Source organism: Flavobacterium panacagri (assembly GCF_030378165.1).
Taxonomy (GTDB): Bacteria; Bacteroidota; Bacteroidia; order Flavobacteriales; family Flavobacteriaceae; genus Flavobacterium; species Flavobacterium panacagri.
Window position 1 is genome coordinate 2575327 of record NZ_CP119766.1, and the last position, 19375, is coordinate 2594701.

The following is a 19375-nucleotide window of genomic DNA, read 5'->3' on the forward strand; positions in this document are numbered from 1 at the left end:
TGATTAAAGGAAATTTAAATTTCGCAATAATAATACCATTCTTTCTGAAATACTAAACTTTGAATATCAGTTTTCTTTTATACAAAATCCATAAGATAATTGACCAGAAAAGGGCATAAGCCAGCGCATAAGCCAATGATGCATTTAATGGATTTTCAAAATGAGGAACAATTCCGTATTGGTATAGGTAAGCTTGAAATCCAATTTCTTCACTTCCAATTTCTGGATTTTGCATTTTTATAGAGCTCATTACCCTCGGAATTATTCCAGAAAAGTAAAAGACAATCATTGGATTTACGCCCCAGATTAAAAACAATTTGGCCCATTTTTTATAATTCGCAACATCGATAATATAATAGAGCAACGTCAAACATAAAGTAGCAATTCCGCCTGTATATAAAACATAAGAACTTGTCCAAAGTGATTTGTTGATTGGGAAAATAATATTCCAAAGTAATCCGGAGATTAGTAAAACAATTCCTGCGATTGCCAGTTTTTTTACAATTTCAATTTTAGAAATATGTAAGTTTAAAATTTGACCAATAAACATTCCTGTAATTCCAGTTGCTATAGCTGGTAAAGTACTTAAAATTCCTTCCGGATCCCAAGTTTTAGAAACGCTCCAAAGGTGTCCGTTTAAAAGTAAATTATCGAGCCATGCTACCAGATTAGTGCCTTTTTCAAAATTAGCTTCTCCAATTCCTGGAACAGGGACAAAAGCCATCAACAGATAATATCCAACGAGAATTGAAACCGCAGTTATAATCTGTGTTTTTAGATTGGTTTTTAAATATAAAAGAGATGTAAAAAAATAGACGATTCCAATTCGCTGTAAAACTCCTGGAATTCTAGTGTCTTCAAAGTGCTCTAAACCGCTGTAGGTTAAAAATAGTAATACAGCTAAGATTCCGAAAACAAGATACGTTTTGACTTTTAGGCTAAAATTCCCCAAAAGAGCATAAGCGATTCCGAAGAAAATAACGAGTCTTACTGCTAAAAGAGGAAAGCCTTCCAAACCAAATAAATGTATTCTGCCGAAAAAAGCTAAAGAAAATCCTAAACAAAAAATACGCAGTGATCGAACTAAAATTTTATTAAAAACAGCACCATCAAGATGTTTAACCGGCATGGCAAAAGGGATTGCTGTTCCCATAATAAAAACGAAAAAAGGAAAAACTAAATCGGTTGGAGTGCAGCCGTGCCATTCTGCATGTTCTAATGGCGGATAAATAGAAGACCAGCTTCCGGGATTGTTAACTATCGTCATTAGAAAAATAGTAAATCCTCTAAAAACATCCAGTGAGGTTAAACGTTCTTTTGTCATGGTTTTGGTTATTAATAGTTTATTGTTTTTTTTGTAAAATTTTTAAACACATAGAAACATAGATTTTTTTATTTCTTTTTAAAAGAATAGGGAAGAGAAACTCGTTTCTCCACACATAGCTCAGCGTTGTCAAAGCTTTAGTAGATAAAGGTATAACTTGCTATGTTTGTTTAAATAAGTGAAGCGCCTTTGTGATATTCTAAATTCTATGTCTCTATGTGTTTAAAAATATTTAATCCGGCATTGAAATTTTTCCCATAGTTACTGATGGAATTTTTACAGAATTAAATTTAAAATCGCCCCCAGCAACAGTTTCATTGGCTAAAACAGCAAACAGAATCGCTTCTTTGGCATCACTGTTAATTCCTAAATCATCGCTTTTGAAGAAAGAGCAAGGCAGTAATTCTTTTAACCATTGTACGATTAATGGATTATTGGCTCCCCCACCGGAAAGATATATTTTAAAGTCTTCAATTTTATAAGAAGAGTTTTTAACAGCAAATTGAATCGCTTCTGCAATAGTTTCGGCTGTAAAACGTGTTAAAGTCGCCAATAAATCGGGAGCTAAAATATCGGTAAGATTACTTTTTGAAAGTGCTAATTCTACATATTCAGCATTAAATAATTCCTGCCCGATCGTTTTTGGGAAACCTTTTTTGAAAAATGCATTGTCTTTCAAATTGTCTAATAAAATCTGATTTACATTTCCTTGTTTGGCTATTTCAGCATCTTTATCGTAGCTTTTGTCTAGGAAATATTTCTTCACAAAAAGATCAATTAAGGTATTTCCTGTTCCGGTATCGGTTACAAAAGTATCTTCATTTTTTATGTCTGATGGCAGGTAGGTAAAATTGGCAATCCCGCCAATGTTGAGCATAATTCTGTTTTCGCCTTCTTTTCCGAATAAAAAATAATCACCATAAACGGCTAAAGGAGCACCTTCACCACCTGCTGCAACATGTTTTTGTCTAAAATCAGATAAAGTAATAATTCCTGTTTTTACAGCAATATGATCTCCGTCTCCAATTTGCAAAGTCGCATTTGGAAATTTTTCCTGCTGATGCAAAAACTTTGGCGCATGTAAAACGGTTTGGCCGTGAGACGCAATTAAATCAATTTCAGAAGCAGGAATATTCCATTTTTCTAAGGCTTCATTAATCATTGAAGCATGAAGTAAACCAATCCATTCGTTAAGCAAAGCCAAATGCTGAAAATCGATATTTTTCTGAGCAAAGACTTTGCGAATTTCTGTTTTGATTTCTTCAGAGTAACTAATCGTTTCAAACTGAGCCAGCTTTACATTGGTATTTACACCAGATCCTGAAATTTCGCATAAGGCAATATCCAATCCGTCAAGAGAAGTCCCCGACATCAGTCCAATAATACGTTTCGTTTCTTTTTGGGCAATTTGATAAAGTGCTTCAATATTTTTGTTCATGAAAGTTTGTTTAAAATGCAGCTAAAGTTAATTAGTTGGAAGCGATTAATTTTATTAAACACATAGAAACATAGGTTTTTATATAAATAAAAGTAAATAAAAAGAAACTAGTTTCTAACACATAGAGCTATGTGCTTTATTCTGAGTGAAACGACTTTTTATAAGCTAATAAAATCTATGTTTCTATGTGTTTAAAAAACAATCCACAAAGTTATTTCATTATAGATTCATAAATTATTTTCTGAATGTCTTCACGAATCTTTTCTTTCGCTAGTTTATTTCCTTCTTCGCCAACTTCTGGATACGTTCTGTTAGATAAAAATACATAAACCGTTTCGTTTTCGGGATCAACCCAAGCCATATTTCCGGTAAATCCAGTGTGTCCAAAACTTGATTTCGAAGCACATTGACAAGTCGGGCCGTCTTTTCCTAATCTTTTGTCGAAACCTAAACCTCTTTCAACGCCTTGATCGCAATAAAAACAGGTGTTGAAAGTATCAAATGTAGCTTCAGAAAAATAACGTTCACCGCCATAACTTCCTTTTTGAAGAAAAAGCTGCATCATTTTGGCAACATCCATCGCATTGGAGAAAATTCCCGCGTGACCAGCAATTCCGCCTTCCATAGCGGCTGCCATATCGTGTACGTAACCTTGAATTAATTGATGTCTGAAATAGTTATCAATTTCGGTTGGAGCGATTACATTTTTGTCAAATTTCAACAATGGATTGTAAGTTGTATAATTCATTCCCAACGAATTGAAAAAGTTCTTCTGACTTAAATTTTCCAATTTTTCATGTGTGGCTCTTTCCAGATAATCTTTTAAAATGATAAAAGTAAAATCACTGTATTTGTATTCTTTTTTAAGTGAAATAGGAGAGTCGGCAATAAATTTCATGATCGTGTCATGATAATCATTTCGAATGTAAAGACTGTCTGCTACTTTAGTTGTGAAATTGTTTTCTGCAACTTTTCGATAATATTGATCTGATGGAAAACCTTTAGCGTCTAATGTTGATTTATAAAACGGACTCCAGGCAATTAATCCCGCATAATGATTTAAAAGATCTTTAAACGAAATATCTTTTTTGTTTGATTTAGCAAACATCGGAAGCATGGTTCCTAATTTGGTGTCTAACTCAACTTTATTTTTATCGTATAACTGCATTACGTTTGGAAGTGTAGAAATCATTTTTGAAATCGAAGCTACATCGTATAAATCAGTATTCGAAACTTTTACTTTTTTGTCATAAGTCTGATATCCGTATGATTTCTGAAAAACGACACTGCCTTTTCTTGCCACTAAAACCTGCATTCCAGGAGCCATTTTTCCGTCAATTGCTTTTTTGGCAATCGCGTCTATTTTGTCAAGAATTGCCGAATTCATTCCGACATTTTCTGGTGTTTCAAAACCTAAACGATCGATTTTTTCGGTATCGATTCCATCATTTACTTTAAAATTATCGTTGATTGAAACTGGTAATTTTCCTTTGGCACTTTTTGCTCCAAATAAAATTTCGGCAGAAACAATCTGAGAAATCGTTGAGTTTTGGTACGAAACCATCAATCCTTCAATAGCATCAAAATTTTTGATAGAAAGAAGCGAATACGGTTTTGCAAAAACGTCTAGAATTACTTTATTATTTTCGGCAATTTTATTTAGAAAAAACAATTCATTTGAAGAGAAATCTTGTTTTTCCCAAGCTTTATTCACTTTGTGATAACTTAAAATAACTAAATCGTATTTCTTTAATTGTTTGTTTAAAGAATCGACGTTGGTATTTGAAACTTCTGTTATTTCAGTATATTTTTTTAAGGTTGAAACAAAAGCACTGTTGACATCTTCTCCCAGTTTTACGTAAGCAATTTTCTGATTCAGATTTTTAATTGGAAGAATGTCTTTTTTGTTTTTTAATACTGTAGTTGCGTTTTCGAATAAATTATATTGAAGCGCATCTTTATCAGGACTTGTTAAATCTTTTCGCAGATTTTTTAAATCAACAGGTTTGTATTTGTTTAAACCTGCTTTGAATTTGTAATGCAGGATTTTTTTAACGGAATGCGCTAAACGTTCTTCGGTAATCTGGCCATTTGCATAAAAGACTTTTAATTTTTCTAAAGCGGCGGGAACATCATCCGGACAAAGGAAAATATCATTTCCTGCCTGTAAAACAGCCAATTCCAAATCGCCGACAGGTTTAAAATTACTGGCGCCTTTCATGCCTAAACCATCTGTAAAAATAAGTCCTTCGAAACCTAATTGTTTCTGAAGAAGTTCGGTAACAACATTATAAGAAGCAGAAGACGGAACATTTTCTTTTGGTTCTAAACTCGGAATATTAAGATGCGCCACCATGACAGAAGCCAGACCTTCGTCAAAAAGCTGTTTATAAGGATATATTTCCACTTCATCCAAATGTTCTTTCGTAAAAGAAACGGTTGGAAGTGCTTTATGCGAATCGACTGCCGTATCGCCGTGACCCGGAAAATGTTTTCCTGTACATAAAACACCTTGGCTTTGAATACCTTTCATAATTGCCGAAGCACGATTGGCAACATTGGTTTTGCTTTCGCCAAAAGAACGATTTCCGATAATGGGATTCAGCGGATTGGTATTAATATCTAAAACTGGAGCAAAATTGAAATGAATTCCCATTCTTTTGCATTCGCTTCCCATTTGTCTTCCAACTTTTTCAATAAGATTTAAATCCTGAATCGCGCCCAAAGTCATGTTCCAAGGATAAGCGTAAGTTGAGTCTAAACGCATGCTCAATCCCCATTCGGCATCAAGTCCTATAAACAGCGGCACTTTTGCTTTTGACTGATAGATGTTGGTTAATTTCGCTTGACGAACCGGCCCGCCCTGAAAGAAAATAATACCGCCAATTTTGTATTTTGAAACCAGTTCTTTTACTTTATTAACATGTACAGAATCTTTGTTAGAATAAGCATTTGCAAAAAATAATTGACCTAGTTTTTCATCCAGCGTCATTTGGCTGTAAATACTGTCTGCCCAACGATTTTCAGCATCACAATCGGGAACAAAAGGTTTTTTTTCTGATTTGCTTTTGGGTACGTAAACTTCTTTATTTTCTGTCGAAATAGGTTCATTAGTTTCAACGGCAGTTTTAGTCTTTTTTGAAACGCCACAATTGACAATTAAAAAAAGAACAGCTGTAAATAAACCTATTTTTATAATAGTATTTTTCATGTAATCATTTTTTGAGAATTCAGATCAATTCTGAATTGCTTTAATTTGGCTTTTAGAAAGAGATTTTTTCTTCTGTTCGCTTACTGGTTAAATAAATTCCGATATAAGTGAATAATCCGTTGATGATAATTAATTCGTTATCAAAAGTGTATCCGAATAATTGTGCTGAATTTTCACTTAAGAAATACGTGAATATTGGAGAAATAAGACAGATAATCGGAATTAGTTTGTCGTTTACTAATCTTGATTTTTGTAATAATCCAAAAGCGTATAATCCTAATAAAGGGCCGTAAGTGTAAGATGCTGCTTTGAAAATTAGTGCCACAACAGAAGCGTCATTAAAGGAATTTAAGACAATAATTACCAGAAAAAGCAATATTGAAAAAGCGAAATGCACCCAATGTCTTATTGTTACATTTTTGTGATTATCCAGATTTTCAGATTTATCCATTCCAAGAAAATCGACACAAAATGAAGTTGTCAAAGCGGTTAAAGCCGAATCGGTTGTTGCAAAAGTAGCCGCGATAATTCCTAAAAGGAAAACAAAAGCCGGAACGATTGACAAATGATTTAAAGCAATTTCTGGAAAAAGTAAATCGGTTCTTGGTTTTCCTGTTGCTAAATCTAATGGAATTTCAACATTATTTTTTGCAGCGTAGATGTATAATAAAGCACCTAAACTCAAGAAAATAATATTGATTAAAACAAAAATTCCTGTAAACGTAAACATGTTTTTTTGTGCTTCGCCGATGTTTTTACAGCTTAAATTTTTCTGCATTAAATCTTGGTCGAGCCCAACCATTGCAATAGTAACAAACATTCCTCCTAAAATCTGCTTTACAAAGTGGTACTTGCTCGTAAAGAAATCATCAAAGAAAAATATTTTAGAATAATTACTTTTCTGAATGGTTGAAACCGACTCAAGAACAGTCAGGTTAAGACTGTCGCAAACAAAATAAATGGTTATAAACACGGAACTAACTAAAAAAAACGTCTGTAAAGTATCGGTAATAATAATCGTTTTTAGACCGCTTCTAAAAGTGTATAAAAAGATAAGCGCCAAAGCCAAAAGTACCGTTACAGGAAATGGAATATGAAAATCGTTGAAGACATATCGCTGTAAAACGATAACCACCAAATACAATCTAAAAGCAGAGCTAATGGTTCTGCTGACCAAGAAAATCGAAGCTGCCGTTTTGTAACTTCTAATTCCCATTCTTTGTTCGATATAACTATAAATCGAAGTCAGATTCATTCTGTAATAGAGTGGTAGCAGGACTTTTGCAATAATGATAAAACCAATTGCGTTTCCTAAAACAAACTGGAAATATTTGAACTGTTCTCCGTTTGGTGAACCGACTTCTCCAGGAACCGAAATAAAGGTAACGCCAGAAAGTGCTGTTCCAATCATACCAAAAGCAACTAGATACCATTTGGAATTTTTATTTGCTTTGAAAAAAGAATCATTGTCCTGTCCTTTTTTACTGATTACATTTGAAATAAAGAGTAAAAGGCCAAAATAAACAAAGATAAAAATGAGAATTGTAGTAGAAGACATTTTGGTTTTGGTTTAGTTTTTAGGTTATTTTTTGCTGTTATGATCTAACAAAACAGCGCGTACGCTTTTATGTTTTTGCAGTAATTCTTCGGCTAAATCATATTCAATTCCCAATTCTTCCATAATCATTTTGATACCTCGTTTTACCAGTTTTTCATTAGACAACTGCATGTCAACCATCTTGTTGCCTTTTACTTTTCCAAGTTTAATCATTACCGAAGTCGAAATCATGTTCAAAGTCAGTTTTTGAGCTGTTCCTGCTTTCATTCTTGTACTTCCGGTTAGGAATTCTGGCCCAACGATTACTTCAATTGGAAAGTCAGCTTCCTGTGCTATAAGTCCGTTGCTGATGCACGAAATACTTCCTGTTTTAATATTATGTTCTTTAGCTTTTTTTAAAGCACCTAAAACATAAGGTGTATTTCCAGAAGCAGCAATCCCGATAATAAAATCCAGACTTGAAATTTCAAATTTAGCTAAATCTTTCCAAGCTTGTTCGGTATCGTCTTCTGCATTTTCAACCGCTTTTCGAATCGCAGTGTCGCCACCGGCAATAATTCCGATAATCATATCATGTGGCACACCAAAAGTTGGCGGGCATTCAGAAGCATCTAAAATTCCGATACGCCCAGAAGTTCCAGCTCCAATATAAAATAATCGGCCGCCTAACTGCATTTTCTTAACGATTGCTTTAACCAGTTTTTCAATTTTAGGAATCTGGCCTTCGATAATTTCTGGTACTTTTCGATCTTCTGTATTGATGTTGGTCAACAGCTCTTTTACTGTCATTTGATCTAAATCTTTGTATAAAGATTCTTGTTCGGTTTCAGGATTTTTATTCTTCATTTTTTTCTTTTTTTGGTTGAGAAATGACAGATTTTGTTGGGATCTTTCATTTCGATAATTTATATAGGAAATCTCTATTTTATTAAAAAATAGTCAGTTTTGGGGTTTTTGGCGGGGAATGAAAAGTTATATTTAGTAAAGTAAATACGGTTTTCTCATGATTTGAAAAGCTTCTAAATCTTTTTTCCAGCTTGTGCGAATTTCTTTTTCTGAAACTCCAGATTCAATTTGCTGCTGTAATTTTTTTGTTCCGGCTAGTTTGGTAAAAAAGGAATTGAAAAATTTAGATTTATCGCTGGTATTTTGATAGGCTTTTAAGAGCCATTTTAATTCTAATTGTTTGAGTTTTGGGTATGAAGTTAAATCTTCGCCAAAACATTCTTTTCCGTTATAAAGCGGCTCTTTGGCTCCAAAATTGGGTTTCGGCGTAAAGCTGAAATTGGTTTTGGTTAAATAAGGAGAACCGTAAATTTGAAATTGCTTTTCTGTTCCACGCCCCATGCTTACATTAGTTCCTTCAAAAAGACATAAACTGGCGTATAGATTTATAGACTGATCGTTTGGTAAATTTGGAGAGGGTTTTACTAATAAGCTGTATTCCATTGTACGTTTATAATTGGAGCATGGAATTACAGTTAGTTTACATTGAACACCATCTTTAAGCCATTTTTTTCCATTAATCATTTGACCGTATTCTCCAATTGTCATTCCGTGAAGGAGTGGAATAGGGTGCATGCCGACAAAACTGGTAAATTCTTTTTCTAAAAGCGGGCCATCAACAATACTTCCATTAGGATTTGGTCTGTCCAAAATTATAAGCGGGACATTGTTTTCGGCGCAAGCCTCCATTACATAATGCAAAGAAGAAATATAGGTGTAAAAACGAGCACCAACATCCTGGAGATCAAAAATCATAATATCGATCCCGTTTAATTGTGTTGGTTTCGGTTTTTTATTGTCTCCGTAAAGAGAAATGATGGATAATCCTGTTTTTGGATCTTTTCCGTCAACAACATGTTCTCCTGCATCGGCAGTTCCTCTAAAACCGTGTTCTGGTGCGAAGATGGTTTGAATGGCAATTTTTTTCTCCAGTAAAAAATCAACTAAATGGGTTTTGTTAGATAAAATCCCTGTTTGATTAGTTACAATTCCTATTTTTTTGTCTTTTAAAAGCGGTAAATATTTCTCGTAATTATCTGCTCCAGTTTTTATTGCTGGAGGATTAATTTCTGATGTGCCGTAGTTTACAGCTGTTGAGAACGAATTAGAATACAAAGACGTAATAAACAGAGAACTTAAAATAAAGACACTTTTTGAGATGAATTTTATCATTTTAATTACAATTAATAGTTAGGCAAAAATTGACTAATAAAATTAAGCTATTATTTGATTGGTTGTTGTTTTGATTGATGATGAGAAATGATGATCTGAAATTTCAGATTGAGGCTTTTAACTTCTTTCTTTTGTCAATTGATTATACACTGAAAAAGAGTGTTTAAATACTGCCTCTGGTTAGATTGCTTCCAGAGGCAGTTTTTATAATAAAGGGCAAATAATCTATTTATTATTTTGAATTACCAGCCTGGGTTTTGTTTTAATTCAACACCTTCTGCAGCATATAGATTAATGTCATTTGTTGGGATCGCACTTAGATAATTTTTTGGCGAAACAAACAGTCTAGACACACCTGCAGCATAAGGAATTACATATCCTTGTGCATTTACTTTAGTTTTAGTATTTCCTCCTATCAAAGCAGGTATTCTAGCTCCTAAAACAACATCAGGATTGGCATTAGTATCTAAATAATCTCCTTTTTTCCAGCGCATAAGATCTTCTTTTCTCATAGTAGTCCAAGCCATAAACTCGATTCTGCGCTCACGACGAATCTCCCATATAATTGGATTAACAATTCCTGAAAGTTGTTCTAATGCAGTTGTTCTTTGCGGGTCGTTTATTTGTACTCCACTTGCAGTCGCATTTGTACCATCTGTAGTCAAAGTAGCGATTCCTGCACGTGTACGAACTTTGTTTAGTGATAAATCAAGATCAACATTAGTAATTGTGCCTAATTCTGCACAGGCTTCAGCATAATTCAAATAAACTTCACTTAGTGTAAAAACTGGAGCGTCAATTTGATTTTGTCCAATTGTTGAAACGTCTGTACCTGTTGTCGCAGGGTTGTTGTACAGTTGAAATACATAACCTGTGATAGAGGTTAAACCATTATACGGTTTATCAGAGTAAGCATAATCTGCCGTACTAAAAGCTTTAGCAAACCTTGGGTCTCTGTTGGCAAAAGTATTAGCAATAGTATTGTCACCTAAAAATTGAGCATTTCCAGCTTGCTTGATAGGAAGTCCATTTGTAGTTACATAACTTTCTGCAGCAAATTTTGTCAACCCGTTTTGAACTGTAGAGGTATTAGTATAGGCTTGCACTGAATTTCCTAAAACACCTTTAATGTATCTTTTGGTTAAAATTACCTCAGTATTATTCATTAACTCAACAGAGTTGTAAAGTGCTTTCCAATCTGCATTTAGTTTGAAAGAATTATTATTCATTACCGCTAAAGAAGCTTCTTTTGCTTTTTGAAGATAAGCATTTCCGTTCTGTCCTAAATTGTATTTTCTGTAAGTACCTTCGCTCAAACATACTCGGCTTAATAATGCATAAGCGGTATATTTATTTACAGTAACATTGCTATCATCAACGTTTAGTAACATTGGAATTGCTTCTTCTAAATCTTTGATAACATTGTCTATAACTTCTGCTCGCGATAAAGCTGGTTTATATACGTTAACATCACTTTGTGCTAAATACTTATCTGTATACGGCACATCGCCAAACTGCTGTGCTAAACGAAAATAAGTATGGGCTCTAAAAAACTTTGCGACACCTATGTAGTGATTTTTCTTCGTTTGATCCATAGGTACATTTGGCACTCTTTCTAACATAAGATTACAACGGCGAACCAAAGTGTAATATTCATTCCAGTTTGCATTAGTTGCATTTGGAGCTGTTAAAAAGTTAGTAAAAACATTCATGGCTAAATTGTCGTCTATTAATCCTGTAGACGAAGCGTGAAAGTAAAAATCAGCGGTAGAACCAGCATTATTTCCATACCCATTAAACGTATTGTAGTTTAACCAAGAATATGTTTTTACATTATTTTCTGAAGTCCAAAAATTATTGTCTGTAAATACATCTTCAGGAGGGGTATCCAAAAAATCGGAGCAGCTAACCGTTAGACTTGCAATAGTAAACAAGGCAACTGAAAGTTTTATCTTAGAGTTTATGATTAATTTTCTCATCTTAATTAATTTTTGATTTTTAAATACATTTATTAAAACGCAAGCTGTATACCAACTGACCACGTTTTAGAATAAGGGAAAGTTCTTCCCCATACTGCTTCAGTTTCGTTAATTTCAGGATCTACAGGTAATTTACTGCTTTTCCAAGTCGCTAAGTTGAAACCTGAAACATAAGGTCTGATTTTATCAAATCCAGCTTTTTGAGAAAGGCTTTTTGGAAAAGTATATCCAAGAGTCATAGATTTTAATCTTAAATAAGACATGTCTAATAAATAACGTGATTGCGCAACAAAATTGTTTGATCCAGGTGCATAAGCTCCAAAAGCATTCGTAGCATGTCCAGGATATGGATTAGGGAAATACGCATCTGTATTTTCCGGTGTCCAGTAATCATTCATACTTGCATACATAGCATCTGTTCTGTTGTAGAATGGTAAAACTAAGTCTGAAGTTGTCCAGAATTCACGTTTACCAACACCTTGAAAGAAAGCATCAATATCGAATCCATATAAAGCACCACCTAAACGAACTCCATATTGGTAGCGAGGCGTAGTGTTTCCAATAACTTTTAAATCTCCTGGTTTAAGAGCTGTTCCATCTCCTCTTGAGATCACTCCGTCTCCGTCTAAATCTTTATACATTACATCTCCTGCACCGTATCTAAAAGCACCAGTTCTTACGTTTTTATAATCAACACCATTTACTATTAGTCCTGTTGCATCAATTTGATCTGTTGACTGAATTAATCGATCTGTTTCTAATCCCCAGATTTCACCTAATTTTTGACCTGCATAAAAAGATCCTAAAAGTTTAGAAGAGTTGTTCCATTCTGTTACTTCTGTAGTATTGTCAGAAAGTGTAAGATCTGCATAAACACTTATGTCTTTGTTGATTTGTTTATTAAAGTTAAGTGCCAATTCCCAACCAGTTGTTCTTAAGTTTCCTGAGTTTGTATTGGCAGCAGTCTGACCAAATGAACCTGGAAGTGTTTTACCTGGAGCTAACATTCCTTTGGTATCACGTTGATAATAATCAAATGTTAAACCTAACATATTAAAGATACGAATATCAATACCAATATCCTGAGTAGTTACCTTTTCCCAAGTTAAATTAGGGTCAACATTTGAAGGCTGATTAACAGTAGGATTAACTGTCGTACCGCTACCTATCCAATAAGGATTAGGGTTAGTAGTAACGTTAGTCATAACTGGTAAAAAGGCATTGTTAGCGATATTTTGATTTCCGATTGAACCAACAGAACCACGGATTTTCAAATCATTTAACCAGCCTCTTGTTCCTTCCATGAAACTTTCTTCAGAAATTCTATATCCAACAGAAGCAGAAGGGAAGAATCCCCATTGCTCATTACTAGGGAATTTTGAAGATCCATCATAACGTCCGTTTAATTCCAGTAAATATTTCCCTTTGTAATCGTAATTTACACGCGCAAAAAATCCTGCAATTGCATATCTTGATAAACCTGGATTTAAAGTGGTATTAGCAACAAGAGGTGAAGTAAATTGATCACCAATTGCTAAATTAAACTCTGGTTTGTTTTTGTCCAAAAGTGTATTTCTACGAGCGTAGGTTCTCTCAAAATCATACCATTCTGAGTTTAAACCACCTAATACTTTAAAGTTATGGTTTTCTCCTAATGTTTTTGTATAATTTGCATAAAAATTGGCTACATTTCTTGTAAAAGATGATTTGGATTGCGCAACAAAATCATTAGCCACTTCCATTGAAGTCGGTTTTCCTGAAACTAAGTCAGCTGCACCTGTCCAAAAGTCCCAAAGAGGCACTTGACCACCGTTCATTTTTAGACTTGAAAAATTAGTATTAAAACTATATTCTCCAATGATATTAAAGTCTTTTGTGACTTGAGCAGTAAGTTTTCCGCTTATCCTCATATCATTAGACTTGCTTTCATTTTGAGATGCATTTGCCATATAACCTGGCGCGTGTCTAAAGTAAGTGCCATTATAAGTACCATATGGGAAATAAGAGCCCCAACGCATATAGTAACCAAAATAACCGTTACCAGCAGTATCAATACCATTGTTATAGTAGTTAAATGGAGAATCATATTCTTGGAAGGTTCCTAATACTTTGAAATCTCCTGTAAGCCAGCTTGCTAACTCTGTTGTTAGACCAAGATTAAGATTGAATCTTTGGTTGGTTTCGTTGTTGATTTTCATTACACCTTCCTGATTAGCAAGACCTAACGAAACAATAAAGGAGCTTTTTTCACTCAGAGAACCTTGTGCTGATAAATTGTGAAGTGTTTGTACCGCATTCTTTTTTAACATTTCATCATGCGGATTCCAAATTCTGTAGAAATATTCTTTTCCTCCAATAATATCAAAATCTTCTCCTAAGATCATGTTTTTATCATTAGGATTTCTAGTTGCAGCGTATTTTTCTTTCCAGTTAATAATACCAGGCAATAATGTTTTATAGTTCATACCAAAAGATTCTGGATTTGCATTACCAGCTCTGGCTTGTGCCTCAATCATTGCAGGAAGCTCAACTGTTGGATCATTAAATTGAACTAAAGAAATAGGATTACTCCATCCTGTATTGTTGCTGTAAGCGAATCTCACTTTGCCTTTAGCATTTTTACCACTTTTAGTAGTAATTAATATTACTCCAAATGCAGCACGAGCACCATAAATAGAAGCAGAAGCAGCATCTTTAAGTACAGACATCGATTCTACGTCTTCTGCATTTAGCATTGATAAATCGCCCGGAACACCATCAACTAAAATAAGTGGAGATCCTGAAGCTTCTCCATTTACAATTGTTCCCATACCACGAATATTAACGCTTGATTGTTTGCCTAAGTTCCCTGAATTATTAGTGATATTAAGTCCCGGAGTAGTTCCTTGTAAACCTTTTGTAATGTCAGTAACGGGAATACTTCCTAAAGCTTTTTTAACATCTACTTTTGCAACTGCTCCAGTAAGATTTGCTTTTTTCTGAGAAGCAAAACCTACAACAACAACTTCATCCAGTTTTGAAGTACTTGGAGAAAGGTCAATATTTACTTTTTGTTGCCCTTCAATTTTTACAGCTATGGTTTCAAAACCCATATAACTGAAGCTAAGGCTTCGTCCTGGCGCTATACTGATACTGTAGTTACCGTCAAAATCAGTAGTAGTTCCATTAGAGGTTCCCTGAATCATTACGCTGACACCAGGTATGGGGAATCCGTCTGCTTTGTTTTTTACTGTTCCAGTGATTGTTTTTGTTTGCCCAAAAGTTGCTTGAATGAACAAAACCAACAATGAAATAAGAAATAGTTTTTTCATGATTACTTGGTTTTTTTTAATGGTTGTTGAGCAAATATATTTATTTATTGCATACAAATGCATTTTTATTGTTAATATTTTTTTAAAATCTTTTGAATAACGCAAAATAACGCATTTTTTGAGTGTGTAATTTTTCTTGTTTTATTTTTTGAGTTAAAACATGCAAACTGTTGCAGTAATTCGGCTTGCTTTTATATTTCAATAAAATTATTTGATATATTTGCCTGAATTTAAACTTTTAATAATATGCTGAAAGCCGAAAGACATAAATATATCATGACTAAACTTGTTGAAGAACAGAAAGTTGTCACAACTGATTTGGCTTTGGCTTTAGATTTGTCTGAGGATACCATTAGAAGAGATTTAAACGAACTGGATAGTAAAAAGCTGTTAGAGAAGGTTTATGGTGGTGCTGTACAGGTAACAGAAAAATCTGCAGACGTTTTTAATATTACTATATCAGACGAAGAAGAAAAAATAAAGATTGTTACAAAAGCACTGTCTCTACTTCGTGATGATCAGGTTATTATTATGAGTGGAGGAAGCACTAATTTGGTTTTTGCAAAGTTAATTCCGGCCGATTTAAAAGCGACAATTTATACTTACAGTCTTCCTATAGCAATGCAATTGTCACAACATCCTAATATTGATTTGATCTTTATTGGAGGGAAAATGCAGAAAAATGCAATGGTAACAATTGGCATGGATGTAATTCAGGTAGTGTCAAAAATTAAAGCTGATATTTGTTTTATAGGTGCCAGCAGTATTAATGTAAAACAAGGATTGACAGAGATTGGCTATGAAATCTCAATTGTAAAAAAAGCCATGATAGAAGCTTCTGATAGAGTAGTTTCTATGTTTTCTTCTGATAAATTGAATACCAAAATGCCTCATGTAGTTTGCGATTTAAAACAATTGGATACCATTGTGACTAATCTTGATCCCGAAGACGCCAGTCTTGAAGAATATAGAAAATCGGGGGTTTTTATATTATAAGAAGGAGTATTATATAATTATTTCTGCATGTTTTTGCGTTATTTGTGTTTTATTTTGTTAAATAATGCAAAATAATGTATTCTGTTTGTTTTTTGTATATATTTGTTAAAACTATTTTCTAACAAAACCAATATGATATGAAAAACTATTCCTCTACTCCAAATAGACTTCAAAAAAGTGAGGAAGCTTTATTTCGAAATAAGTGTAATTTAAAAGTACTTTATACCTTATTCTTAATTTTTTTGTTTTTTTCTGCAAAAGCGGCGACAGTTGATACCATTCAGGTTTTCAGTCCTTCAATGAATAAGAATATTAAAAGCTGTGTTATAGTTCCAGATAGTTATAAAAAAAACGATAAAAAATTCCCTGTAGTTTATCTGCTTCACGGATATAGTGGAAATTATGGTTCTTGGGCAAAAGATTTCAAAGAGCTTAAAAGTCAGGCGGATCAATATAATTTTATTGTAGTGGGTGTAGACGGGAATTACTCAAGCTGGTATTTTGACAGTCCAATCGATCCTAATTTTAAGTATGAAACTTATGTTATAAAAGAATTAGTGCCTTATATAGACAAAAAATACAAGACTCTTGCCAATCGTGAAAATAGAGCAATTTCAGGTTTAAGCATGGGCGGACATGGTGCTTTGTATTTGTCTTTCAAACATCAGGATGTATTTGGTGCGGCAGGAAGTATGAGTGGCGGAGTAGATTTTAGACCATTTCCTGATAACTGGGATATTAAAAAACGTCTTGGCACTATCACGGAGTTTCCTGAGAATTGGGATAAAAATACCGTTACCAATATGCTTGATTTGGTAAAAGAAAATAATTTAAAGTTGATTATAGATTGTGGGGTTGATGATTTTTTCATGGAAGTAAACAGACAGCTTCATGCTAAAATGCTAACCTTAAAAATAAATCACGATTACATAGAACGCCCCGGAAAACATGATCTTATGTATTGGGAAAACTCTTTAAAGTTTCAGTTGCTGTTCTTTAATAATTTTTTCAAAGACAATATAAAAAATTAGATAAGTAAGTGTGTATTGCGATTTTACCCATAAAAAAAGTAATGCATAAATTTTGGTTGGTTACCTAATCCTAACAGGTTTTCAAAACCTGTTAGGTATTTCTCAATAAATTAGAATAGCCAAAGATTAAAAGTATTTAAGATTTTTTTTGCATAAAACCGAGCGATAGTGAATTACTGAAGCAAATCCCCAAGAATTAAATCTGCTGAATCTGCAATCCCGATAGCTATCGGGAGCGTGAGAAAAAAGCACATAGACATATATCGTAGAGATGCACTGCAGTTCATCTAACACAATGTAATTACAACATAATTTAAATGAAGTTTTAATAAATAAAAAAACATCTATGAAAAATCTATTTTCAAGAATATTATTGCTTTTTATAATAGTTTCCGGTTTTTCTCAAAATCCAGAAAAATCAGAAAACATCAAATTTGTGCAATTGACCGATCTGCATGTTTCAGTAGGAAATGATAATGATTTTTTACTTCAGAATATCGTAAAAGAAATCAATAATTCTGATTTTGAATTTGCAATTGTAACGGGAGATTTAACAAATCGTGGTGCAGATGATGAATTAAAACAAGTTCATTCCATACTTTCTCAGCTCAAAATACCTTATTATGTAATTTCAGGAAACCATGAAACGAACTGGAGTGAAAGCGCTGGATTAACTTATAAAAAAATATTTGGCGAGGATCGGTTTGTGTTTTCAAAAGGAGATTATGTTTTCATCGGATTTCCATGCGGGCCTTACATGAAAATGGGCGACGGATTTGTGAAACACGAAGATGTGCTTTGGCTGGATAAAACCTTAAAAGAAAATCTTAAAAACAGCACTAAAAAAGTGCTGAATTTTGCTCATTATCCGTTAGATAACAGCGTCAGCAATTACAAAGAAGTACTTTCGGTTTTAGCAAAATATCCAACTGTTGCGACTTTTTGCGGTCATGGACATACCTTAAGGAAATATGATTTCTCTGGTTTGAGCGGTATAATGGGAACTTCTATCACTTCGCTTGACGGCAAAACAAAAAGTTATAATCAGGTAATTATCAGCAAAGACAGTATCAGTATCTATCAAAAGGAAATAGATAAACCAGAAGTTTTTAGATTTTCGGTTCCGTCAAAACCTTCTAAAATTGCAATCCCGAAAGATAGTTTAGCAATGCAATCTCCTTTTATAAAAGATATTGCTTCTATTTACAGTCTTCCGGCATTTGATAAAAAGAACCTTTATTTTACGAATTCTATTGGAGAAATAAAATCGGTAAATTTGAAAAACAAAAGTGTCAACTGGAAAACCGAAACTGGCAATTCGATTTATTTTTCGCCCATCATTGTAAAAAATAATTTAGTTATTGGTACTATTGAAGGAAATCTGAAAGGTTTTGATACACAATCGGGAAAAGAAAGATGGACAATTCCGGTTGGTGGTGTCTTGGTAGGTTCGCCAATTGCAGAAAACAATAAAATTTATACAGCGAGTTCAACAGCGTTTATTTGTGTAGATGCTGTAACTGGTAAAGTAATCTGGCAGAATAATTTGCCAGCATCTTATTCGCAAGGAGTACCTTTAATACAAGGCGATAAAATAATTTTTGGAGTTTGGGATTCGTACGTGTATTGCCTGGACAAAAACACTGGAAAACTAATCTGGAAATGGAATAATGGTAATGATAAGCAGATTCTGTATTCGGCTGGAAATGTCAATATGGTTGCAACAAAAAGTCGACTTTATTTTGTTACGCCACAGCGTTTCTTAACTATATTAGATCTTGAAACGGGTAAAACACTTTTGAGAACTCAGAAATGGAAAATTAGAGAGTCAATGGGTAAAAGCCAGGATGGGAAATGGTTTTACGGCAAAACAATGGATGGAGAACTGGTAAGAGTACCATTGAACGATAATCTTGAATTAACAGAAGAAAATGTAATTGCACAAAGTAAAGTTCTGGATCTAAAATTAGGATATGAGCACAATCCTGCAGGAATAGTAGAAAATAAAAATAAAATTTATATTGGAAGCCGAAAAGGAGAAGTGATAATCGTCGATGCAGCCAAATTTGAAATCATCAAACAAATTAATCTGGGAAGTTCAAGTGTAAACGGATTTACAGTTGATAATAAAGGACAAGTTTGGGCATCGCTAATTGAAGGCGGAATCTTTTTGTTGGAATAATTTTTTAAGAGTTTTTTTCTAGTCGACAAATTTTCTCGCAAAGTCGCAGAGTCGCAAAGTTTTTTTTCTTTCATTAGCTTTAAGTAATACTTTGCGACTCTGCGACTTTGCGAGATTAAAAAGAAAACTTAGCGAACCTTGCGTAAAACTTAGCGAACTTAGCGGTT

11 protein-coding genes are annotated in these 19375 nt (G+C 33.7%); 3 read left to right on the forward strand and 8 right to left on the reverse strand.

What is annotated here, in order from left to right:
• Positions 1–52: 52 nt before the first annotated feature.
• The 8 genes from P2W65_RS11500 to P2W65_RS11535 all read right to left on the reverse strand — a co-directional run bounded on the left by P2W65_RS11500 (position 53) and on the right by P2W65_RS11535 (position 14999).
• The gene (locus tag P2W65_RS11500; RefSeq protein ID WP_289665686.1) at positions 53–1324 is read right to left on the reverse strand and encodes an acyltransferase family protein; all 1272 of its coding nucleotides are present in this window, start codon (positions 1322–1324) and stop codon (positions 53–55) included.
• Positions 1325–1556: 232 nt separating this feature from the next.
• Entirely contained in the window at positions 1557–2762 is a 1206-nt protein-coding gene (locus tag P2W65_RS11505; protein ID WP_289665688.1) for an anhydro-N-acetylmuramic acid kinase, read from the reverse strand.
• Between the two features lie 211 nt (positions 2763–2973).
• Positions 2974–5973, reverse strand: coding sequence for a serine hydrolase domain-containing protein (locus P2W65_RS11510; protein ID WP_289665690.1), 3000 nt, complete (start codon positions 5971–5973; stop codon positions 2974–2976).
• Between the two features lie 52 nt (positions 5974–6025).
• On the reverse strand, positions 6026–7531 hold the full coding sequence (locus P2W65_RS11515) for a sodium:solute symporter (protein WP_289665692.1): 1506 nt from the start codon (positions 7529–7531) through the stop codon (positions 6026–6028).
• 24 nt (positions 7532–7555) lie between these two features.
• On the reverse strand, positions 7556–8377 hold the full coding sequence (murQ, locus tag P2W65_RS11520) for an N-acetylmuramic acid 6-phosphate etherase (RefSeq protein WP_179006730.1): 822 nt from the start codon (positions 8375–8377) through the stop codon (positions 7556–7558).
• Positions 8378–8509: 132 nt separating this feature from the next.
• The gene (locus tag P2W65_RS11525; RefSeq protein ID WP_289665694.1) at positions 8510–9709 is read right to left on the reverse strand and encodes an exo-beta-N-acetylmuramidase NamZ family protein; all 1200 of its coding nucleotides are present in this window, start codon (positions 9707–9709) and stop codon (positions 8510–8512) included.
• 242 nt (positions 9710–9951) lie between these two features.
• Positions 9952–11688 (reverse strand): RagB/SusD family nutrient uptake outer membrane protein, encoded by a 1737-nt coding sequence (locus P2W65_RS11530; RefSeq protein WP_289665696.1) that lies wholly within the window; start codon positions 11686–11688, stop codon positions 9952–9954.
• Between the two features lie 32 nt (positions 11689–11720).
• Positions 11721–14999, reverse strand: coding sequence for a SusC/RagA family TonB-linked outer membrane protein (locus P2W65_RS11535; protein ID WP_289665698.1), 3279 nt, complete (start codon positions 14997–14999; stop codon positions 11721–11723).
• Between the two features lie 246 nt (positions 15000–15245).
• On the opposite strand from P2W65_RS11535, the gene P2W65_RS11540 reads away from it, so the two are divergent.
• From P2W65_RS11540 to P2W65_RS11550, 3 genes are all read left to right on the forward strand, one after another.
• Positions 15246–15995: a DeoR/GlpR family DNA-binding transcription regulator gene (locus tag P2W65_RS11540; protein WP_179006739.1), complete on the forward strand. Its 750-nt coding sequence runs from the start codon at positions 15246–15248 to the stop codon at positions 15993–15995.
• Positions 15996–16132: 137 nt separating this feature from the next.
• Positions 16133–17026 carry an alpha/beta hydrolase gene (locus P2W65_RS11545; RefSeq protein ID WP_289665700.1) on the forward strand — a complete coding sequence of 298 codons (894 nt, stop codon included), beginning with the start codon at positions 16133–16135 and terminating at the stop codon, positions 17024–17026.
• A gap of 346 nt (positions 17027–17372) precedes the next feature.
• Positions 17373–19208: an outer membrane protein assembly factor BamB family protein gene (locus tag P2W65_RS11550; protein WP_289665701.1), complete on the forward strand. Its 1836-nt coding sequence runs from the start codon at positions 17373–17375 to the stop codon at positions 19206–19208.
• The last annotated feature ends 167 nt before the right edge of the window (positions 19209–19375 follow it).

What these genes read in the sequence shown, in the direction of transcription:
- P2W65_RS11500 (WP_289665686.1), bottom strand. Translation starts at nt 1,324, where the DNA reads ATGACAAAAGAACGTTTAACCTCACTGGATGTTTTTAGAGGATTTACT.
- P2W65_RS11505 (WP_289665688.1), bottom strand. Translation starts at nt 2,762, where the DNA reads ATGAACAAAAATATTGAAGCACTTTATCAAATTGCCCAAAAAGAAACG.
- P2W65_RS11510 (WP_289665690.1), bottom strand. Translation starts at nt 5,973, where the DNA reads ATGAAAAATACTATTATAAAAATAGGTTTATTTACAGCTGTTCTTTTT.
- P2W65_RS11515 (WP_289665692.1), bottom strand. Translation starts at nt 7,531, where the DNA reads ATGTCTTCTACTACAATTCTCATTTTTATCTTTGTTTATTTTGGCCTT.
- murQ (WP_179006730.1), bottom strand. Translation starts at nt 8,377, where the DNA reads ATGAAGAATAAAAATCCTGAAACCGAACAAGAATCTTTATACAAAGAT.
- P2W65_RS11525 (WP_289665694.1), bottom strand. Translation starts at nt 9,709, where the DNA reads ATGATAAAATTCATCTCAAAAAGTGTCTTTATTTTAAGTTCTCTGTTT.
- P2W65_RS11530 (WP_289665696.1), bottom strand. Translation starts at nt 11,688, where the DNA reads ATGAGAAAATTAATCATAAACTCTAAGATAAAACTTTCAGTTGCCTTG.
- P2W65_RS11535 (WP_289665698.1), bottom strand. Translation starts at nt 14,999, where the DNA reads ATGAAAAAACTATTTCTTATTTCATTGTTGGTTTTGTTCATTCAAGCA.
- P2W65_RS11540 (WP_179006739.1), top strand. Translation starts at nt 15,246, where the DNA reads ATGCTGAAAGCCGAAAGACATAAATATATCATGACTAAACTTGTTGAA.
- P2W65_RS11545 (WP_289665700.1), top strand. Translation starts at nt 16,133, where the DNA reads ATGAAAAACTATTCCTCTACTCCAAATAGACTTCAAAAAAGTGAGGAA.
- P2W65_RS11550 (WP_289665701.1), top strand. Translation starts at nt 17,373, where the DNA reads ATGAAAAATCTATTTTCAAGAATATTATTGCTTTTTATAATAGTTTCC.